Origin of the sequence: Microbacterium kunmingense, from assembly GCF_023155745.1 — a bacterium.
Lineage (GTDB): Bacteria > Actinomycetota > Actinomycetes > Actinomycetales > Microbacteriaceae > Microbacterium > Microbacterium kunmingense.
Map to the genome: position 1 here is coordinate 79632 of NZ_JAKNUS010000007.1, position 23797 is coordinate 103428.

A 23797-nucleotide genomic window follows, 5' to 3' on the forward strand; every position below is an offset into this window, starting at 1 on the left:
CGACATGCCGGGAGGGATGCCGCGGGGGCGGCGTGTCGGCGTGAATCCCCGCCGTTGCGCACCGGCGGACGGGCGACACGCGGGGAGGGATGCCGCGGGGGCGGCGTGTCGGCGTGGATCCCCGCCGTTGCGTACCGGCGGCGCGGCGACACGGCCCGGCGACACCGCCCGCCGCCCCCGAGCCGCCCGCCCTCAGACGAAGGGCGTGAGACAGGTGGGCGACGGCGCGGGTGCGCGGAAGCGCACCCGCCCGGGGACGCCCGCCCGGATGTCGAGGGTCATCGACACCACGTCGTCGGAGCGCTCCCCGGCGACGAGCAGCGTGTCGCGCACCACGCGGTGATGCCGAGGCCACGCGACGCCCGCCTCGACGAGCGCCACGGGCGTGAGCGCATCGCCGGCACCGCGCACCGCGACGACGGCGATCGTGTCGCTGCCGCGCACCCCGGCATACAGGAACGCGCCGTCGCGCGACGGCGCCAGCTCGGCGGCGCTGTCTCCGGAGAGCGTCCCGGCTCCGAGCGGCGTGCCCGACACCACCCGCCAGCGCCCCGTCGCATCGGGGGCGAGCGCGAAGACCTCGCAGCTGTACTCCGTCACCACGTACAGGTGACCGCTCGGGTGCCACACCATGTGACGCGGGCCGCTGCCGAAGGGCAGCGCGACGTCGTGCAGCGGCCGTAGCCTGCCGTCGACGAGGCGCCAGAAGCGCACGAGATCGAACCCCAGATCGGATGTCGCGACGACACCGTCCGCGAGGAACACCGTCTGATGGGCCCGCGACACCCGCTCCTCGACCGGCGGCGTGCCCGCGGAGCTCGCACCCTCGACACCGGCACCACCGAAACCACCGGCCCCGGCACCGCCACCCCCGCCGAACAGCTCGACCCCGTCGAAGCCGTCCAATCCGCGTCCGCCGAACAGTCCCCCATCGCCGCGCCCGCCCAGGCCGAGAGCCGCCAGGTCGATGCCGACCTCGGCGGCGGCCGCCTCGACATCCGACGCGTCGCTCAAGCCCGCACCCGCGCCCGCCGCCGGCCCCACCGGGTCGACCGCGGCGGGCGCGAACGACGGTCGACCGATCCGGCCGTCGCCGGCGAGCGCGTAGCGCACCACCCGCCCGTCACCCCAGCACGTGGCGACGAGGGTCGAGCCGTCGGGCGAGACCGCCGCGTGGCACACCGCCTCGCCCGCCTCGACGGGGTCGCCGAGCGGCGCGAAACGCGCCTCCCCGACCCGGCGGTACGCCTGCACGGCTCCCGCGGCCTCGAGGGTCGCGTACGCGACATCCGTCCGCTCGTTCCAGGTGACCCAGGACGGCGAGCTCGCCGCCACCGCCTCGCCGACGAACGCCAGCGGCCCCCCGGCCGAGGGCGAATCGACGTCGCCCGCGACGAGCACGCCGATGCCGCCGGCGATCCCGCCGCTGTCGGCGGAGTATCCGCCGACGAGAAGACGCATCAGTCCACCAGGTCGTGGCGCACGATGACCGCATCGCGGGCCGCGCCCACGCCGATCACCGAGATGCGGGTACCGCTCATCTCCTCCAGCGCCAGCACGTAGTCCTGCGCAGCGAGGGGGAGGTCCTCGAACGTGCGCGCGCCCGAGATGTCGTCCTTCCAGCCGGGGAACATCTCGTAGATCGGCCGGGCGTGGTGGAAGTCGGTCTGGTTGACCGGCACCTCCTCGAACCGCTCGCCGTCGACGTCGTAGGCCACGCAGACGGGGATCTCGTCGAGGCCCGTGAGGATGTCGAGCTTGGTCAGCACGAGGTCGGTGATGCCGTTGATGCGCGTGGCGTACCGGGTGATGGGCGCGTCGTACCAGCCGACGCGGCGCGGGCGGCCGGTCGTGGTGCCGAACTCGAAGCCGCGCGAGCGCAGGAAGTCGCCGTGCTCGTCGAACAGCTCTGTCGGGAAGGGTCCCGACCCCACGCGCGTCGTGTAGGCCTTGACGATCCCGACGATCCGGTCCAGGCGCCGGGGCCCGACGCCCGACCCGGTCGCGGCACCGCCGGCGGTCGCCGACGACGACGTGACGAAGGGATAAGTGCCGTGATCGACGTCGAGCATGGTCGCCTGGCCGCCCTCGAAGACGACGACCTCGTTCCGGTCGAGGGCCTCGTCGAGTAGCAGCGACGTGTCGGCGACCATCGGCCGCAGGCGCTCGGCGTAGGAGAGCAGGTCGTCGACGACCTCCTCGACGGCGATCGCGCGGCGGTTGTAGACCTTCAGCAGCAGGTGGTTCTTCTGATCGAGCGCCCCCTCGACCTTCTGCCGCAGGATGTTCTCGTCGAAGAGGTCCTGCACGCGGATGCCGACGCGGTTGATCTTGTCGGCGTACGCGGGGCCGATCCCCCGGCCCGTGGTGCCGATCTGGCGCTTGCCGAGGAAGCGCTCGGTGACCTTGTCGAGCGTGCGGTGGTACTGCGTGATGACGTGCGCGTTGGCGCTGATCCGCAGCCGCGAGGTGTCGAGCCCGCGCGCCTGGAGGGCCTTCAGCTCGGCGAAGAGCACCTCGAGGTCGATCACGACGCCGTTGCCGATGACGGCGTTGACGCCCGGCGACAGGATGCCCGAGGGCAGCAGGTGCAGCGCGTACTTCTCGTCGCCGATGACGACGGTGTGTCCGGCGTTGTTGCCGCCGTTGAACTTCACGACCCAGTCGGTGCGCTCGCCCAGGAGGTCGGTGGCCTTGCCCTTGCCCTCGTCACCCCACTGAACGCCGACGATCACAATGCCTGGCATGGCCCACTCCCCCGTTGTCGGACGGTTACACCCGATCCTATCGGGCGAGCCCCCCACGCCCCCGGACCGCCGCTAGAGTCGGCCAATGCTGGCATCCTCTCGCTGGGCCGCTGTCTGGAACATCCTGCGCCTTGTCGCGGCCCTCGCGATCGTCGTCGCGGTCATCGGACAGGCCGTGCGCACCATCGGCATCGGCATCGACGCCGGGCAGCACCTGCCGACCGTGGTGACGAACTTCTTCAGCTTCTTCACCATCCTCTCCAACTGCGCCGCTGCCGCGGTGCTTGTGTGGGCCGGCGGGCGGGGGCTGGGTGGGCGGAGAAGAACAGCGGATGCCGCGCCCGCGGCCGATCCGGCTGCCCTCGCCGTAGCCCTGGCGAGCGTGACGACCTACATGGTGATCACCGGGGTGGTCTACAACACGCTGCTGCGCAACGTCCCCCTCCCGCAGGGGGTGACCGTGCCCTGGTCGAACGAGATCCTCCACGTGATCGCGCCGCTCTTCCTGCTGCTGGATGTGTTCCTCGGCCCGGGGCGCCGTGCGCTGCCGTGGCGCAGCATCCTCATCATCCTGATCTTCCCCATCCTGTGGGTCGTCTACACCCTGGTGCGCGGACCGCTCATCACCAACCCGGCGTCGGAGCAGCCCTTCTGGTACCCGTACCCGTTCCTGAACCCGAACAATCCCGACCTGATCTTCCCCGGGTACGCGGGCGTGGCCTTCTGGGTCGTGGTGATCGCCGTCGGCATCATCGTCACCGCCGCCACCGTCGTCGGCGTCGGACGCCGACGGGGTCAGGGCTCGTCGGGTGAGTCCTCGGGGACGAGGTCGGGCACCGTCCAGCGTCCGTCGAGGATCTCCTCGCGCGGCCGGTAGAGCCGCACCAGGAAGTTCCAGCCCTCGGGCACGGGGATGTCGTTGGCACCCTCCACGCCGCCGGGCGGGACGAAGCGCACCGTGATCGCGCCGTCCTCGTCCCGCACCCCGGTGACGCTGTTGACGCTGTACCGGCCCTCGGGGTTGACCTCGAAGTAGCCCCGCGCGTTGTAGACCGAGACCGACCAGAACCCGTCGACGGGAACGTCGGCCATCCGGAGCCGATAGGTGCCGGCCGGCACCTTCGGCTCGACGCCCATGTACGACGCCTCCGACAGCGGCAAACCGCCCCATCCGGCGGCGGCGCCGATGAGGTGGCGCACCGGATCGACCTCGTCGGGGCCGCCGAAGGTGCGATCGAACTGCTGCAACCCGCGCGCAAGCGCGAGCAGGGCGTCGCGGGTGGCGTTCAGCGAGGCCGCATCCCAATCGCCCGGTTCGAAGGGCGTCGCCGAGCCCGCCTCGACCGTCAGCCCGTCCTGCAGCGCGGCGACCTCGGCGATGTCGGCGGGATCGGTCGGGTCGACCAGCGTCCGCGCGGCGACGAGCACGTAGTCGGCGTCCGGTGCGAGATCCGCGACGTCGTGATCGCCCGGCTCGTGCAGCACGGCCCGGACGTAGTGATCGCGATCGAGCACCATGACCGACAGATAGCGGCCGGCGGCGTCGGGGATCGTCAGCCGGGCCCCCTCCGAGAGGTCGACGATCGCGAAGCTGTAGAGGGTGTCGCGGTTCAGCCGGATGACGGTCTGATGCTCGACATCGGCGGGCTCGCGGTTGTGACGGAAGAGATTGACCCCGCCGGCATCCCGCTGGATGTCGGCGAACATCCGATCGGTCTCGGCTCTCACGAAGGTGTCGACATCGACATACATCGTCATGACCCCACTTTCGCCCAGCGCGGGAAATGGCGCAAACACCCCGCTCACTAGACTGGTGGCCATGTCGAAGGTCCTTCAGTCCCTGCCCGTCGGCGAGCGCGTCGGCATCGCCTTCTCGGGGGGTCTGGACACCTCCGTCGCCGTCGCGTGGATGCGCGACAAGGGCGCCGTGCCGTGCACCTACACCGGTGACCTCGGCCAGTACGACGAGGACGACATCGCCTCGATCCCCGACCGCGCGCTGCAGTACGGCGCGGAGATCTCGCGCCTGGTGGACTGCAAGACCGCCCTCGTCGAGGAGGGCTTCGTCGCCCTGGCGTGCGGGGCGTTTCACATCCGCTCGGGCGGTCGCACCTACTTCAACACCACGCCCCTCGGGCGCGCCGTGACCGGCACGCTGCTCGTGCGGGCGATGAAGGAGGACGGCGTCGACATCTGGGGCGACGGCTCGACCTACAAGGGCAACGACATCGAGCGGTTCTACCGGTACGGCCTGCTCGCCAATCCCGCGCTGCGCATCTACAAGCCGTGGCTCGACGCCGACTTCGTCACCGAGCTCGGCGGTCGCACCGAGATGAGCGAGTGGCTGATCGCGCACGGTTTCCCCTACCGCGACAGCGCCGAGAAGGCCTATTCGACCGACGCGAACATCTGGGGCGCCACCCACGAGGCCAAGACCCTCGAGCACCTCGACGTCTCGCTCGAGACGGTGCAGCCCATCATGGGCGTGCGGTTCTGGGATGACAGCGTCGCGATCGCCCCCGAGGACGTCAGCATCACCTTCGACGCCGGGCGTCCGGTCGCGATCAACGGCGAGCAGTTCGGCGACCCCGTCGAGCTCGTCCGTGTCGCCAACGCCATCGGCGGGCGCCACGGCCTGGGCATGAGCGACCAGATCGAGAACCGCATCATCGAGGCCAAGTCGCGGGGCATCTACGAGGCACCCGGGATGGCGCTGCTGTTCATCGCCTACGAGCGCCTCGTCAACGGCATTCTCAACGAGGACACCCTCGCCACCTACCACGAGCAGGGTCGACGCCTCGGGCGTCTGATGTACGAGGGGCGCTGGCTCGAGCCGCAGTCGCTGATGCTGCGCGAGTCGATCCAGAAGTGGGTCGGATCCTCGATCTCGGGCACGGTGACCCTGCGCCTGCGGCGCGGGGAGGACTACACGATCCTCGACACGGTCGCCTCGGGCCTGTCGTACGCGCCCGAGAAGCTCTCGATGGAGCGGGTTGGAGACGCCGCGTTCGGCCCCACCGACCGCATCGGCCAGCTGACGATGCGCAACCTCGACATCGCCGACTCGCGCGCCCGCCTGGAGCTGTTCGCCGGACTCGGCCTCATCGGCGGCGCCACCGGCGAGCTCGTCGGGAAGCTCGAGCAGGGTGGCGCCGACGAGATCACCGAGCCGGCCGAGCCCGACGAACGGGGCCGGCTGGCCGAAGCGACCGACGCCGCGTCGGAGGCGGCGGCGTTCGACCTCGGCACCGACTGACCCCCCGCGCCGCGCGACGGCCCACGGGTTACGATTCTCCGGTGCCGCCCGAACGGCACCGAGACCCACGCCGGCTGGCACCGGGTCTCGCGACCGGAGGTCCTCTTCAATGACGAAGCCCGCAGACGTGATCGACGACGTCGAGCTGTTCGACGAGCCCGCGCCGCCCGCCAGGCGGTCCCTCGGCCGGCGCATCGCGATCATCGCCTACGCCGTCTTCGTCGGCCTCGTCGTGCTCGCGCTCATCGCGGCCGGCGTCGTCGTCTACTCGATCCAGCGGTCCTTCCCCCAGCTCGACGGTGAGAAGACCCTCACCGGCCTCACCGCCGAGGTGAGCGTGCAGCGCGATGCCCTCGGGGTTCCGACCATCACCGCCGAGACCTCTCGCGACCTCTTCTACGCGCAGGGATACGTCCACGCCCAGGACCGGTTCTGGGAGATGGACTTCCGCCGTCACGTCACGAGCGGCCGGCTGTCGGAGCTGTTCGGCGAATCCCAGCTGCAGACCGACATCTTCCTCCGGACGCTCGGATGGCGCGAGGTCGCCGCCGAGGAGGTCGCCTCGCTCGACCCGACCGTCCGCGCGTACTACGAGGCCTACGCCGACGGGGTGAACGCCTACCTCGCCGATCACCAGGGACCGGATGCCTCGTTCGAGTACGCCGTGCTCGGCCTGCAGAACGCCGACTACGAGATCGAGCCGTGGACGCCGGAAGACTCCGTCGCCTGGCTGAAGGCGATGGCCTGGGACCTCCGCTCCAACATTGGCGATGAGACCGATCGCGCCGTCGCCGCGGCATCCTTCACGCCCGAGCAGCTCGCCGACCTCTACCCGACCTACCCCTTCGACCGGAACCCCGTGATCGTCCCGGTGCTCGAGGAGGCCGGCACCCCGCTGCCGGCGAGCGCTCCCGGCACCAGCCGAGACGCCCCCGGTGCCGAGGCCGCCGTGGACTGGGCCGAGGTCGGCGACGTCGTCGAGGCGGTCAGCGCCCTCGTCGGTCCGATCGGCGAGGGTATCGGCTCGAACTCCTGGGTGGTGTCGGGATCGCTCACCGACACCGGGATGCCGCTCCTCGCCAACGACCCCCACCTCGGCGCGTCGCTGCCGAGCGTGTGGCACCAGGTGCAGCTGAAGTGCGCGCGGATCCAGCAGGACTGCCCCTTCGACGTGGCCGGGTTCGGGTTCTCCGGCATGCCGGGTGTCATCATCGGTCACAACGCCGACATCGCCTGGGGCTTCACGAACCTCACCACCGACGTCACCGACCTGTATCTGGAGAGGGTGCAGGATGACGCGTACTGGCGTGACGGGCAGCTGCTGCCCCTCACCACACGGCAGGAGACCATCGAGGTCGCCGGGGGCGACGACGTCGAGATCATCGTGCGCGCGACCGAGAACGGCCCCCTCATCAGCGAGGCGAGCGGGGAGTACGCCGGAATCGCCGACGAACCGTTCGTCGGGACCGAGAGCACACCCGTCGCGCCGAGCGACGCCCCCGACGGGGAGTACGCCGTCAGCCTCCGGTGGACGGCCCTCGAGCCCGGCACGACGGCGACCGCCATCTTCGCCCTCAACCAGGCGACCGATTTCGACTCGTTCCGCACCGCCGCGTCACTCTTCGACGTGCCCGCGCAGAACCTCGTCTACGCCGACACGGCGGGCAACATCGGGTACCAGACGCCGGGCAAGCTGCCGATCCGCGGTGCCGGCGACGGGTCGCTGCCGCAGCCGGGGTGGGACTCCGCCTACGCCTGGCAGGGCTACATCCCCTTCGAGGAGCTGCCGGTCTCGCTGAACCCGTCGTCGGGCTACATCGTCACCGCCAACAACGCCATCGTGGGCGAGGAGTACCCGTACCAGCTCACCCGCGACTGGGACTACGGGTGGCGCGCAGCGCGGATCGTGGAGATGCTCGAGCGGCGGATCGCGGCAGGACCCCTGACCGCGACCGACATGCGCGACATCCAGGCCGACAACACCCTGTGGATCGGACCGCGCCTGATCGCCGCGTACGCGGGCGTCCGCACCGGCGACGAGGAGACCGACGCCGCCCTCGACCTCCTCGGCGGCTGGGACGCCCAGAACCACGCCGGGTCGGCCGCGGCCGCCTACGCCAACGTGCTGTGGGACGAACTCGTGCAGAACATCTTCGTGCGCGAGCGTGAGACCCCCGCCCCGACGGGCAATCAGGCGCGCATGTTCCTCGTCGTCGACACGCTCCTCGCCGACCCGTCGTCGCCCTGGTGGCAGAACGCGGGGCTCGACGTCTCGTCGCAGTCCGAGATGCTCGAGCGCACCGCGACGGACGCCTACGAAAGGCTCGTGGCCCTCCAGGGCGACAACCCGGCGATGTGGGACTGGGGCGACCTCCACGCCCTCGACCTGAAGAACGACACCTTCGGAACCTCGGGCATCGCACCGATCGAGATGCTGTTCAACCGCGGCCCCTACCCCGTCGGCGGCGGGTCGTCGGTGGCGAACGCGACCGGGTGGGTGCTCGGGCAGGGCTTCGAGACCGTGACCGTCCCCTCGATGCGCATGGTGGTCGACCTCGGCGATCTCGACCGGTCGGGCTGGCACCATCTCACCGGCGCGAGCGGCCACGCCTTCCACCCGAACTACGTCGACCAGACTCCCGCCTGGCAGCGTGCGGAGCTCCTCCCCTGGGCCTTCACGCCCGAGGCGGTCGCGGAGACGACGACCCACACGCTGCGGCTCGTTCCCTCCGACTGAGAAGCCCGGAGGCCGACGGGTCAGCCGCCTGCGGCGGGCGGCGTCTGCTTCTGCTCGGCGAGTTCGTCGACGAGCAGATCGCGGTCGTCGATCGTGCCGTTGCGGTGCGCCTGACGGGCGATCATATGGGCCGAGAGCGGGGCGGTCGCCATCTGCAGCAGCATCACCGGCACAAGGAAGGCCACGACCGGCCACGACTCCAACGCCAGGGCGATGGCGATGCAGATGAGGAGAAGGCCCAGGATCTGCGGCTTCGTCGCCGCGTGCAGGCGCGAGGCGACATCGTTGAACCGCACCAGGCCGATGGCGGCGGTGAGGCAGAGCAGACTCCCCGCGAGGATCAGCACGAGGGCGACGAGGTCGAGAGCATCGGTCATCGCTCCGCGGTGTCCTTCCGTGCGACGAACCGGGCGATCGAGATCGACCCGAACACCCCGACCGCCGCAATCACGAGGAGAACGGGAAGGGTGCGCGTGTGCTGGTTGATGGCCATCTCCGCGCCCAGCACGCACAGCACCTCGGTGAGGAGGACATCGGATGCCACGGCGCGGTCGAGGATCGAAGGACCCACCACGATGCGCCAGAGCGTCAGCAGTGCCGCGATGACGAAGACCACGAAGATGGTGATGAGGAGCGCGGTACTCATGTCGGTGTTCCTCCCTGCCGGGGGGTGTCGATCGTCGCCTCGCGGATGACATCGAGCTGAGCTCGTGATCCGACGGCGCGCACGATCCGCGCCTCCCAGCCGAGCACGGTGTTGCGCTGCAGGTCGATGTCATCGTCGTCGTCGACGCCGATCACGTGGAGGTAGAGCACCCGGCGATCCCGATCGGCCTCGACCACGAGCGACCCGGGAATGAGCGACGAGGTCACCGCGGTGTGGGTCATGATCAGGTCGTCGTCGGTGCGCAGATGCACGGCGATGATGGCCGTCCCGGGGGGCTTTCCCGGGCGGACGGTCTGCCACGCGACCAGGAGCGAACCGCGCACGAGCGCCACGAGGAAGGTCACGACGAAAACAAGGCCGTACCAGAGGTTGAGGCGGCCCGACAGGGCGACGGGCGGCAGCCGGAACACGCGCGTCACGACGACCGCGGCGACGAGACCGGTCAGGAACGCCAGCACCGTGAACTGGCCCCACAGCAGCATCCACAGCGCGATCAGCCACAGGAAGAACGGCAGCTGACGCCAGGTCACACCCAGCACGCCCCGGGTCACGGGCGCAGGCGCAGGCGCGCGATCGCCGCTCATGAGTCCGCCTCCTCCTCGAGCTGCACGAGCTGGATCGGCTCGAGAAGGGCCGCGCCGATGCGTTCGCACACCTCGTAGAGCGGTCCGGCGAAGACGGTCAGGGCGACGGTGATCGCCACCATCCCCGTCGTCGCCGCGGTCATGATGCGGGGGATCGCGCGCCGCTCGGTCTGGATGCCCGCGGCCGGCGCCTGCCCGAGGTACGAGATGCGGGCTTCGGTCTCAGTGGAGTCCTCATCCTCGCGCCAGAACGAGAGGTTCCATGCGCGCATCAGCGCATAGAGGGTGAGGAGGCTCGTCACGATTCCGCCGACGATCAGCACCAGCATGATCGGCGTGCCCACCTCGGCAGCGGCGTCGAAGAGGGCGAACTTGCCGATGAAGCCCGAGAACGGCGGGAGCCCTCCGAGGTTCACGGCCGGGATGAAGTAGAGCACCGCGATGACAGGCGCCGCCCGCATCAGCCCCTTCACGCGCAGGATCGAGGTGCTGCCGGCGCGGCGTTCGATGAGCCCCACCGCGAGGAACAGGGTCGTCTGCACGACGATGTGGTGGACGGTGTAGTAGATCGTCGCGCCGATCGCCGCCGGCGTCGCGATCGCGAGCCCGAAAATCATGTAGCCGATGTGGCTGACGAGGGTGAACGAGAGGATGCGCTTGAGCTCCGCCTGCGCGATCGCGCCGAGCACGCCGACGATCATCGTCGCGAGCGCGACGCACATCAGCAGGAAGTTCAGGTCGTTGTCGTTGAACAGCTGGGTCTCGGTGCGGATGAGAGCGTAGACGCCGACCTTCGTCAGCAGGCCCGCGAACACCGCCGTGACCGGTGCGGGCGCGGTCGGGTACGAGTCGGGGAGCCAGAACGACAGCGGGAAGACGGCGGCCTTGATGCTGAAGGCGACCAGGAGCAGCAGGTGGAGCACCGTCTGGGTGTCCTGCGGCAGCTCCATCATCCGCTCGGAGATCTGCGCCATGTTGACGGTGCCGAGTGCACCGTAGATCGCCGCGATCGCCGCCAGGAACAGGATCGACGACACCAGGGAGACGACGATGTAGACGACGCCGGTGCGGATGCGGTTCTCGGTGCTGCCCAGGGTGATCAGCACGTAGGAGGCGACGAGCAGGATCTCGAAGCCGACGTAGAGGTTGAACAGGTCGCCGGCGATGAACGCGGTGAAGATCCCCGCCGCCAGCAGCAGGTACGACGGGTGGAAGATCGACACCGGCGTCTCATCGTCGTTGTCGGCCGCGCCCTGGCCCACCGAGAAGAGCAGAACGGCCAGCAGCACGATGCTCGAGACGACGATGAGGAGCGCCGAGAGCCGGTCGACGTAGAGCACGATGCCGAAGGGGATCGGCCAGTCGCCGACGGAGACGGCGAGGGCGTCGCCGCCCTGGTCGACGACGACCAGGAGGATCGCGGCGATGACGGTGACGGTGGTGAGCGTGACGATCGAGATCGCGACCTGGGTGCGCCGGTGCCGGCCGGCGACGAGCGCCAGCGCGGCGCCCAGGAGCGGCAGGGTCGCCAGAAGCGGGACGAGGGCGATCATCCGTCATCCCCCCGCTCGGTGGTGTCCGCTCGTCGCGAGCGGCGCGACGACGGCTCGGGAAGGTTCACCGGGGCGTCATCCTGCACACCCGAGATGTCGCGGCTGCCGAGCACCGTGATCGGCGCGGTGTCGAGGCCGACGAAGTCGGTGGTGGCGTCGTCATCGGTGTCTTCGATCTCGGTCTCGTCGTCGATCATGTCCTCGTCGGCGGCGCCGCGGTCGCGCACCGCCAGGTCGGCCTCGTCGTCGGCGACGGTGTCGGCCTGGCCGAGCTGCCACGACCGGTAGATGAGGGCCAGCAGGAACGCCGACACCGCGAAGGTGATCACGATCGCCGTGAGGGTCAGCGCCATGGGGAGCGGATCGGACATGTCCTCGGGGTCGCCGGATCCGTAGAACGGGGCGATGCCGGGCCGACCGACGACGACCAGCAGAAACAGGTTCGCGGCGTTGCCGAGGAGGAGGAACCCGATGAGCACCCGGGTGAGGCTGCGCTCGAGCATCGCGTAGACGCCGCAGGCGAACAGGACGCCCATGATGAGGATGAGGGTGAGGGAGACGCTCATGACACGCTCACCCCACTGGCCTTGCTGCGCTGCATCTGCCGGTCGACCTCGGCTCCCAGCGAGCGGAGCACGTCGAGCACGAGACCGACGACGACCAGGTAGACGCCGACGTCGAACAGCGTGGAGGTGACGAACTCGACGTGACCGAGCACCGGCAGCTCCGCCTCGAACCAGGTGCTGGTCAGCGGCGGCGCCCCGAAGAGGAGCGGCACGATCGCGCACCCGACCGCGATCGACATGCCGACCCCGAGGAGTCGCCCGGCGTCGGTCGGCGCGGCGACGCCCAGCTCGTACCGCCCGCCCGCGACGTAGCGCATCACCAGGGCCATACCGGCGACGAGGCCGCCGGCGAAGCCGCCGCCGGGAAGGTTGTGGCCGGCGAAGAGCAGGTAGAGCGAGACGATGATGATCGAGTGGAAGAGGATCCGGACGATCACCTCGAGGAGGATGGAGCGGTTCTCGGGCCGGACCTGCTGCCCGCCCACGAGCCACGCCATCCGCTGGCGTCCGCTCTCCGCGTTCCGCGGCTTCACGCCTGAGGGCGTCTCGACGAGCAGACGGCGATCGCGCCCGCCCACGCGGGGCAGGGCGTTGGTGGCGGTGAGGTTGTCTTTGCGGTCGGTGACGAAGACGAGGGATGCCACGCCCGTGGCCGCGAGGATGAGGACGGCGAGCTCCCCCATGGTGTCCCACCCGCGGATGTCGACAAGGGCGACGTTGACGACGTTGCGTCCCTGCCCGAGCTCGTAGGCCAGGTCGGGCCACGCGACCGACACGGGGTCCTGCAGCCGCGCGCCGGTCGCGATGACGGCGACCGCCATCATCGTCACGCCGACCGCCGCGGCCACGAGCGCCCGCGGGATCGCCGCGACCGAGGCGTTGTGCTCGCCCATGCGCGACGGGATGCGCCGGAGCACGAGGGCGAAGGCGATGAGGGTGACCGTCTCGATGAGGATCTGGGTGAGGGCCAGGTCGGGCGCGCCGCTGATGGCGAAGAGCGCGGCCATCCCGAGGCCGGTGACCGAGACCAGCACGACGCCCGTGTACCGCTTCCTGGCGCGGACGGCGATGAGGCCGGCGACGATCATCACCGGCGCGATCGCGAGCTGCGCCGGGTTCTGGAAGAGGTCCACATCCGAGCGCCAATCGGGGCCGCCCACGATGAGCGCGGTCGCCTCGGCCACCACGAAGACGATGAAGATCGTGCCGATGTAGACCGGGAGCGAGCCGCGCTGGGTGAAGGTGGTGGTCGCCACCGACAGCCGGGCGATGCCGCGGAGCACGGAGTTGTAGACGTCGAACGCCTCGAACGGCAGGACGCGCCTCGAGACATCCCGCGTGGCCGTCGCCCAGAAGATCGCCGCGCCGAGCGCGATCGTGCCGAGCGAGATGAACAGCGCCGGCTCCAGCCCATGCCACAGCGCGAGGTAGTACGGCTCGGGCTCGGCGACGCCGGGGGTTGCGAGCGGGGCTTCGTCGGCATACGTGGCGAGTGCGGGGTCGACGATCGGTGCGGCGAGCCCCGCGACGAGGGTGAGCGCGGAGAGGATGACCGGGGCGGCGAGGAATCCCGCCGGGGCGCCGGGCCACTCGGTGCGCGCGGGCGGGGTGCCGTCGGGACCGGTGCGCTTGGTCCAGAACGCGCCCCAGATGAACCGGATGCCGTAGGCCATCGTGAGCGCCGAGCCCGCCGCGACCCCGAGGATGCCGACGATCCCCCACACCGCGCCGCCCTCGGCCTCGTGGAGGAGGGCGGTGAGGGCGGTCTCCTTGGCGACGAACCCGATGGTGGGCGGCAGACCCGCCATCGACGCGACGGCGACGATCGACAGCGTCGCGAGCACCGGCGCCTGGCGACCGAGGCCCGACAGTTCGTCGATGTTGCGGGTGGCGAGCTGGCGGTCGATGATGCCGACGACGAGGAAGAGGGCCGACTTGAACAGCGCGTGGCTGAGCAGGAGGGCGAGGCCGGCGAGCGCGGTGTCGCGGACCCCGTAGCCGAGCACGACGGTGAGGAAGCCGAGCTGGCTCACCGTACCGAAGGCGAGGAGGCGCTTGAGGTCGGTCTCGCGGAGGGCCTGGAATCCGCCGAGCAGCATCGTGAAGACGCCGAGCGAGACGACGATGGGACGCCAACCGGGCTCGTTCGCCTCGAACGGAGCGAAGAGCGCGATGAGGTAGATGCCGGCCTTGACCATCGCCGCGGCGTGCAGATACGCGCTCACCGGCGTCGGCGCGGTCATGGCGCCGGGGAGCCAGAAGTGGAACGGGAAGACGGCCGACTTGCTCAGCGCACCGGCGAGCAGCAGCACGAGGGCGGCGACCACGACCGGTCCCTCGGGGCGGGCGGCGAGGATCTCCGAGATGCTCGAGGTGCCGGTGTCGACGACGAGCAGCACGACGCCGATCAGCATCACCAGGCCGCCCAGGGTCGTCACCAGCAGGGCCTGGAGGGCCGAGCGGCGGCTCGCGCCGCGGCGGTGGTAGTACCCGATGAGCAGGTACGACAGGACGCTGGTGACCTCCCAGAACATGACCAGCACGACGAGGTCGTCGGTGAGGACGAGACCGTACATCGCCCCGGCGAAGGCCAGCAGCACGGCGGCGAACTGCCCGAGACCCTCTGCGTTGTCACGGAAGTACCAGCGGCAGTAGAGCAGGACGAGGGCGCCGACCCCCGTCACGACGAGCGCGAGGATCCACGACAGCGTGGTCATCCGCATCGACAACTCGATGCCGAGGGGCGGGATCCAGTCGTATGACTCGAACGGAATGTCTCCGGCGAGCACCCCGGGGCCGAGGACGACCGTGTAGGCGAAGGCGGCCGCCGACACCGCGGCGGCGAAGAAGAACGCGCGCGCGCCGAGGCGATGGATGAGCCAGGGAAGCACCAGGGACGCCGCCGCGAACACTCCGAGGAAGACCAACATGCGGCCTCCTCAGGGTCGTCGGTCGGCCGGGCAGCACGACTCAGGCGATCGGGGTCGGGTCCATTCTATCGGGCGGCCGGCGGCGGGCCGGACGTGTTCCCCTCTCGGAAGGCGCAGGTGAAGTGCATCGAGACCGGGCTCGCGCCCTCCAGCATGCTTGCCACGGCGAGACCGGCGGCGCGCCCCTTGTCGGCAGCCGGCTGGACGAGCGTGGTCAGCGAGTAGGGCGCCAGGCCGTCGACGACGATGCCGTCGAATCCGGTCACGCTGAGGTCGTCGGGCACCCGCAGACCCGCCTCCTCGGCCGCGCGGATGACCCCGACCGCGAGCAGATCGCTCTGCGCGATCACCGCCGTCGGCCGGTCCGGGCCCGCCAGCAGGACGCGTCCGGCCGCGAGCCCCTCGTCGATGAAGCTCCCTGCGGCGGCGTAGGCGGGGGCGTGCGGGTAGACATCGCGGGCGCCGGCGAGCCGGTCGCGGGTCACGTCGACGGTCACCTCGGCGTCGGGGCCGAAGAACCCCCGCGGGCGGTCGGCGTTCACGGGGAGGGTGAGGATCACCACGTTCTCGTGGCCGAGAGAGCGCAGGTGCCGCGCCGCATGGCGCTGAGCCTCGCGGTTGTCGAGTCCGATGCGGGGGATGTCGCCTCCGGCATCCCCTTCGATGACCACCACCGGGATGCCGCGGGCGCGCACGGTATCGAGGGATCGCCGCATCAGCGGGCTGCACCCGATGAGGACAGCGGCATCGATGGGCGCGGTGGTGAGCGCCGGCCCGGTCTCGGCCGTCTCGTCGTCGCGGAGGAGCAGCAGCCCCGCCCCGAGGCCCGCGACGCCCTCGGTGAGGCCGTCCATCATGAGCGTCTTCACCGGGTCGAGGAAGGCGGTGCCGAGGTGCTCCTCGAAGACGACGCCGACGATGCCCGAGCGACCGCGCCGCAGCGACGCCGCCCGCGGATCGGGTCCGGTGTAGCCGAGAGCGGCCGCCGCCTCGAGCACCCGCGCCCGCGTGGCATCCGACACCGGCGTCTTGCCGCTGAAGACGACCGACGCCGTCGACGCCGACACCCCCGCCTCTCGGGCGACGTCGGCGATGGTGGCGCGTCGCCGTTCGTCGGTGCGTCTCATCCCCCCACCCTAACCGCGTCGTTTTGCGGATCGAAACGATTCGGTAGTCTTCTCGGGTGGAACTCGTCCTGACCCGTCCTCAGCTGGTGCGCTGGCGCACCGCCGTCTTCGCGATCTTCCTGGCGAGCGGCCTGAGCATCGCCACGTGGGCCTCGCGGGTGCCGGCGATCAAGAGCGCGCTGGGCGTGGACAACGTCGAGATCGGCTTCCTCCTGCTCGGCGCGGGCGTGGCCTCGATCCTCGGGCTCTCCCTCGCCTCGGCCGTGCTCGCACGGTTCGGCGCCAAGCGCGGCATGCTCGGCGCGATGATCACCTTCGCCGTCGGAGTCGCGATCGTCGGCGTCGGCACCGACGCCGTGCCCTCGTACGCGATCGTGCTGCTCGGCCTCTGCCTCTTCGGCTTCGGCAACGGCGCGGTCGACGTGATGATGAACGTCGACGGCGCAGCCATCGAGAAGGAATCGAACAAGACGATCCTCCCCCTCTTCCACGCCTTCTTCAGCTTCGGCACCGTCATCGGCGCGGGTGTCGGCGCCCTCGCCGCCGCGGCGGGCATCAACGTGCTCGCCCATACCGTGACGATGGCCGTCGTGGTGCTCGCGATCGCCCTGGCGACCTACCCGGCCGTGCCGGCGCGTGACATCGCCGAAGACACCGGGCCGGGGGAGAAGGCCGGCTGGCGCGAGCACCTCCACACGAACCTGTCGGCGTGGCGCGAGCCGCGCACCTACGCGCTCGGCGTGATCATGCTCGGCATGGCCTTCGCCGAGGGCGGCGCCAACGACTGGCTGGCGCTCGGCGTCGTGGAGGGCCACGGCGCGACCGAAGCCGTCGGGGCGGCGGGGCTCACCGTCTTCTCGGTCAGCATGACCGTCGTGCGCGTGCTCGGCGGACCGCTCGTCGACCGGTTCGGTCGCGTCAACACGCTGCGCATCCTCGCGGTCACCGCCGCGGTGGGCCTGCTGCTGTTCATCCTCGCGCCGAACCTGCCCCTCGTCTTCGTCGGCGCGGCACTCTGGGGCGCGGGCGCCTCGCTCGGCTTCCCGCTCGGCATGTCGGCCGCGGCCGACGATCCCGCCCGCGCGGCCGCCCGGGTGAGCGCCGCGGCGACCATCGGCTACGTGGCGTTCCTCTGCGGGCCGCCGATCCTCGGATTCATCAGCGAGCAGATCGGGCTCTTGAACACGCTGTTCATCCTGGTCGCCCTCATCGTGGCATCCGGAATCGCCTCACCCGCCGCCCGGCCCATCGCCGGCTCGACCGTCGGCGCCGGGCACCCGCACCACTGACCCGCCCGCACCACTGACCCGCCCGCGCCACCGGCCCGCGGCGACTACGCTCGACGGGTGCGCCTGGTCATCGCTCGCTGCTCCGTCGACTACACGGGCCGCCTCACCGCTCACCTGCCCCTCGCGACGCGCCTGCTCGTCCACAAGGGCGACGGGAGTCTCCTCGTGCACTCCGACGGCGGCTCGTACAAGCCGCTGAACTGGATGAGTCCGCCGTGCACCCTGACGGTGCAGGCACCGGATGAGGATGCCGCGGCGGCGGGCGTCATCGAGCAGTGGCGCGTGACGCACGCCAAGACCGGCGACGCGCTGCTCGTGCACCTGTACGAGGTGCTGCACGACTCGTCGCACGACCTCGGGATCGATCCCGGCCTGCAGAAGGACGGCGTCGAGGCCGACCTGCAGCGCCTCCTCGCCGAGCAGGTCGCGCTCGTGGGGGAGGGGGTCTCGCTCGTACGTCGGGAGTTCCCGACCGCGATCGGACCGGTCGACCTGCTGCTGCGCGACCCGGAGGGCGGCACCATCGCGATCGAGGTCAAGCGCCGCGGCGACATCGACGGCGTCGAGCAGCTCACCCGCTACCTCGAGCTGCTCAACCGCGATCCGCACCTCGCACCGGTGACGGGCGTCTTCGCCGCCCAGGAGATCAAGCCGCAGGCGCGCGTGCTCGCCGCCGACCGCGGCATCCGCTGCCTCACCCTCGACTACGAGGAGATGAAGGGCGTCGACTCGGGTCACCTGCGCCTCTTCTGACCGGCGGTCTTCGCGCGCCCCGCGGACTTGTAGCGTGGAGGTCATGTCGACGCGCTCACCCTGGACCTGCATCCTGTGGGATGTCGACGGCACCATCATCGACGCGTCGGTCGGCATCCTCCGCCGCCTCACCATCACCCTCGAGCACTTCGGCAAGCCCGCACCCACGCGCGAGGAACTCGCCCACTGGATCGGCCCGCCGATGTACGAGTCGTTCCAGGTGAACGTGGGGATGACGCCGGCCGAGGCCACCGAGGCCGTGGCCTTCTACCGCACGCTCGGGAAGCAGGACGGCTACACCACCGACGCGCGGCTCTTCCCCGGCATCGCCGAGATCATCCACGACGTCCACGCCGCGGGCATCCCGCAGGCGACCGCCAGCTCCAAACCCGAGGTGCAGGTCGTCGCCCTCATGGACCACTTCGACCTCTCACCGCTCTTCACCGCCATCGCCGGGGCGACCCCCGACGAGAAGACGCTCAGCGCCAAGTCCGACATCGTCGCCGAGGCGCTCCGCCGCCTGGAGGCTGCCGGGGTCGACACCGACCGGCCCGTGCTCGTGGGCGATCGCCACCACGACATCGAGGGCGGAGCCGAGCACGAGGTGCCCGTCATCTTCGTGACCTGGGGCTTCAGCTGGCCCCACGAGGCCGAGGGTGCCCAGGCTGTCGTCTCGGATGCGGCGCAGCTGCGCCGGCTCCTCCTCGTCTCCGACGACGACGCGGCCGCAAGCGACTCCGCCGCGAACGACCCCGCCGGCAGCGACGGCTGAGCGAGAGCGCCATGACCGAGCAGGCAGACGACCTCCTCCGCTGGGTGATCCCTGCCGCCGTCGTGTTCGGCGTCACCGCGCTCGTCGTCGTCGCGGGCCTCATCGCGCTCCGGCGCTCGCGCCGATCGCCCAAGGCGCGTGCGGCCGCCGAGGCGGCGCGGAACGAGGCCGGTCGGGCCCTCGTGCGCCTGGACGACGCCGTCGACGATCTCGACGTCGAGGTGAGCCTTTCGGGGGCGCTGTACGGCGGCGACGCTCCGATGACCCTCCGCCGCGCCCGGATGACCGCGCAGCACGTGCGCGACGACGGATTCGAGCAGTACCGACGCCTCGCCGAGCGACTCGAGGCCGGCGAGGAGGCGGCGCGGGTGCGCCGCACGGCCGAGACGATCACGCGCCGCGTCGAGACGGCCCTGCGCACCGTCGCGGACGCCCGCGCCGCCCATGCCGCGTGGGTCACCTCGCATGTCTCGGCGGGCGATCAGGTCCGCTCGGCGCAGGCACGACTGGCCGAGGTGCGCGCCGCGATGGGCGATCCCGAGGCGCTCATCTCGCAGCTCGCCCGCTTCGATGAGCGCGAATTCCAGGATGCCGCGACCGCGGCCCGCGCCGCCGTCACCGAGGCCGACGAGGCCGAGGAGCGCCTCGCCGAGGCGTCGCGGTCGGCGGCCGACCCGAGCCGAAACGCCCTGGCCGACCTCGCCGCGGGTGAACGGGCCCTCCGCCGCGCCGAGGCCGACGCCCGGACGCTCGAGGAGACCTATCGCCTCATCACCCAGGCGTCGCAGGCCCTGCCCGACGAGTTCGCGTCGGCGCGCGGGGCGCTGCGTGCGGCGACGGCGATCCGGGCGAAGCTCGAGCCCGCCGACGCCGAGCGTCTCGGGGGCGAGATCCGCGCCGTCGCGGCATCCCTCGACGCCCTCGAAGCCGGCGCCGCCCGGCGCCCGACCCACACGATCGGCGAGATCGCGCGGCTGCGCGACCGGCTCGACGCGGCGCTCGGCGACGCGCGCACCGCGCAGCAGCGCCTGAGGGGTGCGCGCACGGCGCTCCCCGGCACCCTCGCGGCGGCGCGCAACGGCGTCGCCCTGGCCGAGGCGGCGATGACGGGAGTGCGCGCCGGCGCCGATGCCCGCGCACGTCTCATCTCGGCGCAGCGCGACCTCGCGGCGGCGCGTCAGGCGCAGGATCCCGTCGAGGCACTCGACGCCGCCCGGCGCGCGCTCCGGCATGCCGAAGACGCGCAGGCGCTCGCGCAGTACGCCGCGAACACGGGTGCGGCCGGCGATCCCGAGTGAGGTCGCGCCCCCTCGCTAGGGTGAGTGCCATGGCGGGGGCGGGCGACGGGGCAGGCGGCACCACGACGGAGGATGCCGCGGGCGCGGCGCCGCGCGCGTCGCATCCGGTCTTCCGGGTCATCGGGCGCATTCCCGCCACCCTGAGCTTCGTCGCCCTCATCCTCGCGGCGGGGGTGATCTGGCAGGGGCTGTGGCGACCGTTCGAAGACGCCGACCTCTACGACACGGTCGCGTACGGTCTCCCCGCCCTGCTCGAGGGCCGATGGTGGACACCGGTCACCGGCACCTTCTTCGTCAACCAGCCGTGGGTCTACCTCTTCACGATCGCCGGATTCTGGGGCATGGCGTACCTGGAATATCACCGCGGCACGCGTGTCGCCTTCGCGTACTTCTGGATCGGGCAGCTCTTCGCCGTGTGCGCGACGGCGCTGCTGCTGTGGTTCGCGGCGCTGCTGCCCTGGGAATGGGCGCAGACCGAGGCGGCCGCGCTCGATGTGGGCGCCTCGGGCGGCACCATGGCGTGCATCGCGGCCGCGGTGGGTCTGTTCCCCCCGCCCTGGCGGGTGCGCGGGTGGCTCGTGCTGCTCGGCTTCGTCTTCGTCGCGCTGCTGTTCTGGGGAGCCCTCCCCGACCTCGAGCATGCCGTGGCGGTCGTGCTCATCCTCTTCGTCGACCGATCGCTGCGGGTGCAGCGCATCACGGTCCGCGAGCAGCGACTTCTCGCCTTCGTGTCGATCGTCGTGCTCGGCGTCATCCAGATCGCCCTCATCATCGTCCCGACCAACGGGCCGTTCGGGCCCACCGAGCCGGTCTCGGGCGGGTTCTTCGACGTCGCGCTCGACACGATCGTCATCGCCGTGATCGCCAACGGGCTGCGGCTCGGTCGGCGGTGGGCGTGGGTGCTCGGCCTGATCCTCGGCGCGCTGAACGTGCTCGTGGGCGTGCTGATCGTCGTCGCGATCGTCCTCAGCAGCGAAGCGCAGGTCGAGGTCGTGATCGACGGCGAGACCGAGATCGGTCTGGTGTCGGCGGCGCTGTGGCTGATGCTCCTGATCTACCTGGTCTGGGTGCGCGCGGCCTTCCGCGCGAAGCCGCGACGGGGTCTCGGCGCCACGCCCGCACCGACCGTCGCCGAGGTGAAGGACATCATCCGCGCCGACGGCGGCGGCACGCTGTCGTGGATGGCGACGTGGGAGGGCATGGCCTACGCGCGCACCACCGCGGGCGTCGTGCCGTATCAGCGGCACCTCGGCACGGCGATCGCGCTCGGAGACCCGCTCGGGCCGGAGGAGAAGCGCGCGACCTCGGTGCGTGAGTTCGCCGATGCGGCCGAGCGCGCGGGCCTCATCCCGTGCTTCTTCAGCGCCGGGGAGGCGACCCGCGCGGCGGTTCCCGAGGGATGGCGGAGCCTCGTCGTCGCCGACGACACGATCGTCGACCTCCCCGGCCTGCAGTTCACCGGCAAGGCCTGGGGCGCCGTGCGCTCGTCGCTGAACCGCGCCGAGCGTGAGGGCATGACCTTCCGCATGACACGGCTCGGCGACGAACCCTGGGGTGTGCAGGCGCAGCTGCGCGCGATCTCGGAGATGTGGGTCGGCGACAAGGGTCTTCCCGAGATGCGCTTCACCCTCGGGACGCTCATCGAGGCCGCAGACCCCGAGGTGCGCCTCGCGCTGGCCCTCTCGCCCGCGGGCGACGTGGACGGCTTCCTCTCCTGGCTGCCCGTCTATGGTGCGGGTGGGAAGGTGCGGGGGTGGACCCTCGACCTCATGCGGCGTCGGGAAGGCGGCTTCGGTCCGGTGATGGAGTTCCTCATCGGATCATCCGCGCGCCACTTCGCCGATGAGGGCGCGGCCGTGCTGTCGCTGTCGGGTGCGCCGCTGGCCCACGAGAATCCGGCCGATGCCGGTGTCATCGCCGACCTCACCGACCGCCTCGCCCAGATGCTCGAGCCCGTCTACGGCTTCCGCTCCCTGCACCGCTTCAAGCAGAAGTTCAACCCGCGCTACGAGACGATGTACCTGCTGTACCGCGACGAGGGCGACCTGTCGCGGATCGCCGCCGGGCTCACCCGCGCCTTCCTCCCCGACGCGACGTTCCGGCAGTTCGCCGGCGCCGGACTGGAGCTGGTGCGCGGAAAGGACTGACCCCGCGCGTCCGCGTCGCGCCGCCCTGCCGGCGCCCCGCCGCGCGTCCGTCCACGTCAGCCGGCGAGAGTGCATCTGCGCGCCGAGAATTCGGGGATACCCCGCATCCTCGGCGCCCCGATGCACTCTCGCGGGAAACGCGGCGCGGGAGAGGGCGCGGGTCAGCGCGGAGCGTCAGACGGGACGGATGTTCTCGGCCTGGAGCCCCTTCGGGCCCTGGGCCACGTCGAACTCGACGCGCTGGTTCTCCTCGAGGGAGCGGTAGCCGCTCGCCTGGATCGCCGAGTAGTGCGCGAACACGTCGGCGCTCCCGTCATCCGGTGCGATGAATCCGAAGCCCTTTTCGGAGTTGAACCACTTGACCGTGCCCTGGGTGCTCATCTACTGCCTTCGCTCCGCCCGCGAGCCCAGCGCCCACGCGGCGTGATCCACGCTAACGAAGGGCGCCGCATCGCCGGGAGATGGTGACCCAAACGTTGCGAAAGAAGACGGCCAGGGATGCCGCGGGCCCACCGCACACGCCGGTCCATCGTCCGCCCGGGCCGAGCAGAGAGCTCGAGGCCCGGGCGTCGACGGATCCCCCCGGATGTGTCGCGGGCGCCGTCACAGGGACGGCGCGTGGTCGCGACAACTCACACTGTACTGATATATCAGTGTTGGTGCGAGTCATGTGTCAGTTGAATACACTTGTGGCGCCATGGCCGACACCGACTTCGTTCCACTGACGCCCCGCGAGGGAGCGGCGCTCGGCGACGACGTCTACGCGGTGCTGGGAGAGGCGATCCTGCGCGGCACCCTGCGACCGGGCGACCGGCTTCGCGACGTCGAACTGGCAAGCCGCCTCGGCGTCTCCCGCACCCCCGTGCGCGAGGCCCTGCAGCGCCTGGAGCGCCTCGGCCTCATCGAGGTCGCTGCGAACAAGTACACCCGGGTGAGCGAACCCCATCCCGACGCCTACGCGCACACGACGGAGTTCATGACCTACGTCGCCGGTGACGCCGCGATCCTCGGGCTGTCACGGGCGACCGAGGAGGAGCACGCCGACCTCGTCGACGCCGTCGACGCCCTGATCGACTGCTCCGAGCGCGACGACGGCCTGGGGATCCTCGGCGGCACGACCGCGTTCTACCAGCTGCTCATCCGCGCGACGGCCAACCGCGTGTTCATCACCATCATGCGCGAGGCGGGCCTCGCCCTGCAGCGGAACCTGCAGGGATGGACCCAGCCCGAGGAGGACGTCGAGCTGCGGACCACCCGGTACCGGCGCCTGCGGGAAGCGGTCGTCGCGCGCGACGGGCATGCGGCCGAGCGCATCCTCATGGAGCTCAATCACCTTCCCTCGCCCTGCGGGGACGACCCTCGCTAGGTTGG

Annotated in this window: 20 protein-coding genes; 9 read left to right on the forward strand and 11 right to left on the reverse strand. The window is 71.0% G+C overall.

Annotated features, from left to right (window positions below; genetic code table 11):
- Positions 1–192 precede the first annotated feature (192 nt).
- Positions 193–1461 carry a lactonase family protein gene (locus MA875_RS11535; RefSeq protein WP_248242436.1) on the reverse strand — a complete coding sequence of 423 codons (1269 nt, stop codon included), beginning with the start codon at positions 1459–1461 and terminating at the stop codon, positions 193–195.
- Complete coding sequence (locus MA875_RS11540; RefSeq protein WP_248242437.1) at positions 1461–2747, reverse strand: adenylosuccinate synthase; 1287 nt, start codon at positions 2745–2747, stop codon at positions 1461–1463. The genes MA875_RS11535 and MA875_RS11540 overlap by 1 nt, the downstream gene beginning before the upstream one ends.
- Positions 2748–2832: 85 nt before the next feature.
- On the opposite strand from MA875_RS11540, the gene MA875_RS11545 reads away from it, so the two are divergent.
- Entirely contained in the window at positions 2833–3624 is a 792-nt protein-coding gene (locus MA875_RS11545; protein ID WP_248242438.1) for a Pr6Pr family membrane protein, read from the forward strand.
- On the opposite strand, the gene MA875_RS11550 is transcribed toward MA875_RS11545, so the two are convergent.
- Positions 3543–4505, reverse strand: a complete 963-nt coding sequence (locus MA875_RS11550) for a DUF1254 domain-containing protein (protein ID WP_248242439.1) — start codon at positions 4503–4505, stop codon at positions 3543–3545. The two genes, MA875_RS11545 and MA875_RS11550, sit on opposite strands and share 82 nt — an antisense overlap.
- A 61-nt stretch (positions 4506–4566) precedes the next feature.
- Between MA875_RS11550 and argG the strand changes: the two genes are divergently transcribed.
- Complete coding sequence (gene argG / locus MA875_RS11555; protein WP_248242440.1) at positions 4567–6003, forward strand: argininosuccinate synthase; 1437 nt, start codon at positions 4567–4569, stop codon at positions 6001–6003.
- A 109-nt stretch (positions 6004–6112) separates the two neighbouring features.
- Positions 6113–8740 (forward strand): penicillin acylase family protein, encoded by a 2628-nt coding sequence (locus MA875_RS11560; protein WP_248242441.1) that lies wholly within the window; start codon positions 6113–6115, stop codon positions 8738–8740.
- Positions 8741–8760: 20 nt separating this feature from the next.
- Here the strand turns inward: MA875_RS11560 and mnhG are convergent, their stop codons facing one another.
- From mnhG to MA875_RS11595, 7 genes are all read right to left on the reverse strand, one after another.
- Positions 8761–9117, reverse strand: a complete 357-nt coding sequence (gene mnhG / locus MA875_RS11565; RefSeq protein WP_248242442.1) for a monovalent cation/H(+) antiporter subunit G — start codon at positions 9115–9117, stop codon at positions 8761–8763.
- Complete coding sequence (locus MA875_RS11570) at positions 9114–9386, reverse strand: MrpF/PhaF family protein (protein ID WP_248242443.1); 273 nt, start codon at positions 9384–9386, stop codon at positions 9114–9116. Before MA875_RS11570 ends, mnhG begins: the two co-directional genes overlap by 4 nt.
- Positions 9383–9991 carry a Na+/H+ antiporter subunit E gene (locus tag MA875_RS11575; protein WP_248242444.1) on the reverse strand — a complete coding sequence of 203 codons (609 nt, stop codon included), beginning with the start codon at positions 9989–9991 and terminating at the stop codon, positions 9383–9385. Before MA875_RS11575 ends, MA875_RS11570 begins: the two co-directional genes overlap by 4 nt.
- Positions 9988–11544 carry a Na+/H+ antiporter subunit D gene (locus tag MA875_RS11580; protein ID WP_248242445.1) on the reverse strand — a complete coding sequence of 519 codons (1557 nt, stop codon included), beginning with the start codon at positions 11542–11544 and terminating at the stop codon, positions 9988–9990. Before MA875_RS11580 ends, MA875_RS11575 begins: the two co-directional genes overlap by 4 nt.
- Positions 11541–12110 carry a Na(+)/H(+) antiporter subunit C gene (locus MA875_RS11585; RefSeq protein WP_248242446.1) on the reverse strand — a complete coding sequence of 190 codons (570 nt, stop codon included), beginning with the start codon at positions 12108–12110 and terminating at the stop codon, positions 11541–11543. The genes MA875_RS11580 and MA875_RS11585 overlap by 4 nt, the downstream gene beginning before the upstream one ends.
- Positions 12107–15040 carry a Na+/H+ antiporter subunit A gene (locus tag MA875_RS11590; RefSeq protein ID WP_248242447.1) on the reverse strand — a complete coding sequence of 978 codons (2934 nt, stop codon included), beginning with the start codon at positions 15038–15040 and terminating at the stop codon, positions 12107–12109. Before MA875_RS11590 ends, MA875_RS11585 begins: the two co-directional genes overlap by 4 nt.
- Before the next feature lie 65 nt (positions 15041–15105).
- Entirely contained in the window at positions 15106–16167 is a 1062-nt protein-coding gene (locus MA875_RS11595; RefSeq protein WP_248242448.1) for a LacI family DNA-binding transcriptional regulator, read from the reverse strand.
- Between the two features lie 56 nt (positions 16168–16223).
- On the opposite strand from MA875_RS11595, the gene MA875_RS11600 reads away from it, so the two are divergent.
- The 5 genes from MA875_RS11600 to MA875_RS11620 are packed head-to-tail and all read left to right on the forward strand — an operon-like array spanning position 16224 to position 22426.
- Complete coding sequence (locus tag MA875_RS11600; RefSeq protein ID WP_248242449.1) at positions 16224–17456, forward strand: MFS transporter; 1233 nt, start codon at positions 16224–16226, stop codon at positions 17454–17456.
- Positions 17457–17513: 57 nt separating this feature from the next.
- Complete coding sequence (gene nucS, locus MA875_RS11605) at positions 17514–18209, forward strand: endonuclease NucS (RefSeq protein ID WP_248242450.1); 696 nt, start codon at positions 17514–17516, stop codon at positions 18207–18209.
- Between the two features lie 43 nt (positions 18210–18252).
- The gene (locus MA875_RS11610; protein WP_248242451.1) at positions 18253–18981 is read left to right on the forward strand and encodes an HAD hydrolase-like protein; all 729 of its coding nucleotides are present in this window, start codon (positions 18253–18255) and stop codon (positions 18979–18981) included.
- A gap of 11 nt (positions 18982–18992) precedes the next feature.
- Positions 18993–20279, forward strand: a complete 1287-nt coding sequence (locus MA875_RS11615) for a hypothetical protein (protein WP_248242452.1) — start codon at positions 18993–18995, stop codon at positions 20277–20279.
- A 29-nt stretch (positions 20280–20308) separates the two neighbouring features.
- Positions 20309–22426 (forward strand): bifunctional lysylphosphatidylglycerol flippase/synthetase MprF, encoded by a 2118-nt coding sequence (locus MA875_RS11620; RefSeq protein WP_248242453.1) that lies wholly within the window; start codon positions 20309–20311, stop codon positions 22424–22426.
- Between the two features lie 174 nt (positions 22427–22600).
- Here MA875_RS11620 and MA875_RS11625 read toward each other — a convergent pair whose 3' ends face one another.
- Positions 22601–22807 (reverse strand): cold-shock protein, encoded by a 207-nt coding sequence (locus tag MA875_RS11625; protein ID WP_179561133.1) that lies wholly within the window; start codon positions 22805–22807, stop codon positions 22601–22603.
- A 316-nt stretch (positions 22808–23123) separates the two neighbouring features.
- Here MA875_RS11625 and MA875_RS11630 point away from each other — a divergent pair, with 316 nt between their 5' ends.
- Entirely contained in the window at positions 23124–23792 is a 669-nt protein-coding gene (locus MA875_RS11630; protein WP_248242454.1) for a GntR family transcriptional regulator, read from the forward strand.
- The last annotated feature ends 5 nt before the right edge of the window (positions 23793–23797 follow it).

Bases quoted from the DNA above. Each gene is read 5' to 3' on its own strand.
- MA875_RS11535 (WP_248242436.1), bottom strand. From the start codon at position 1,461: ATGCGTCTTCTCGTCGGCGGATACTCCGCCGACAGCGGCGGGATCGCC.
- MA875_RS11540 (WP_248242437.1), bottom strand. From the start codon at position 2,747: ATGCCAGGCATTGTGATCGTCGGCGTTCAGTGGGGTGACGAGGGCAAG.
- MA875_RS11545 (WP_248242438.1), top strand. From the start codon at position 2,833: ATGCTGGCATCCTCTCGCTGGGCCGCTGTCTGGAACATCCTGCGCCTT.
- MA875_RS11550 (WP_248242439.1), bottom strand. From the start codon at position 4,505: ATGACGATGTATGTCGATGTCGACACCTTCGTGAGAGCCGAGACCGAT.
- argG (WP_248242440.1), top strand. From the start codon at position 4,567: ATGTCGAAGGTCCTTCAGTCCCTGCCCGTCGGCGAGCGCGTCGGCATC.
- MA875_RS11560 (WP_248242441.1), top strand. From the start codon at position 6,113: ATGACGAAGCCCGCAGACGTGATCGACGACGTCGAGCTGTTCGACGAG.
- mnhG (WP_248242442.1), bottom strand. From the start codon at position 9,117: ATGACCGATGCTCTCGACCTCGTCGCCCTCGTGCTGATCCTCGCGGGG.
- MA875_RS11570 (WP_248242443.1), bottom strand. From the start codon at position 9,386: ATGAGTACCGCGCTCCTCATCACCATCTTCGTGGTCTTCGTCATCGCG.
- MA875_RS11575 (WP_248242444.1), bottom strand. From the start codon at position 9,991: ATGAGCGGCGATCGCGCGCCTGCGCCTGCGCCCGTGACCCGGGGCGTG.
- MA875_RS11580 (WP_248242445.1), bottom strand. From the start codon at position 11,544: ATGATCGCCCTCGTCCCGCTTCTGGCGACCCTGCCGCTCCTGGGCGCC.
- MA875_RS11585 (WP_248242446.1), bottom strand. From the start codon at position 12,110: ATGAGCGTCTCCCTCACCCTCATCCTCATCATGGGCGTCCTGTTCGCC.
- MA875_RS11590 (WP_248242447.1), bottom strand. From the start codon at position 15,040: ATGTTGGTCTTCCTCGGAGTGTTCGCGGCGGCGTCCCTGGTGCTTCCC.
- MA875_RS11595 (WP_248242448.1), bottom strand. From the start codon at position 16,167: ATGAGACGCACCGACGAACGGCGACGCGCCACCATCGCCGACGTCGCC.
- MA875_RS11610 (WP_248242451.1), top strand. From the start codon at position 18,253: ATGTCGACGCGCTCACCCTGGACCTGCATCCTGTGGGATGTCGACGGC.
- MA875_RS11615 (WP_248242452.1), top strand. From the start codon at position 18,993: ATGACCGAGCAGGCAGACGACCTCCTCCGCTGGGTGATCCCTGCCGCC.
- MA875_RS11620 (WP_248242453.1), top strand. From the start codon at position 20,309: ATGGCGGGGGCGGGCGACGGGGCAGGCGGCACCACGACGGAGGATGCC.
- MA875_RS11625 (WP_179561133.1), bottom strand. From the start codon at position 22,807: ATGAGCACCCAGGGCACGGTCAAGTGGTTCAACTCCGAAAAGGGCTTC.
- MA875_RS11630 (WP_248242454.1), top strand. From the start codon at position 23,124: ATGGCCGACACCGACTTCGTTCCACTGACGCCCCGCGAGGGAGCGGCG.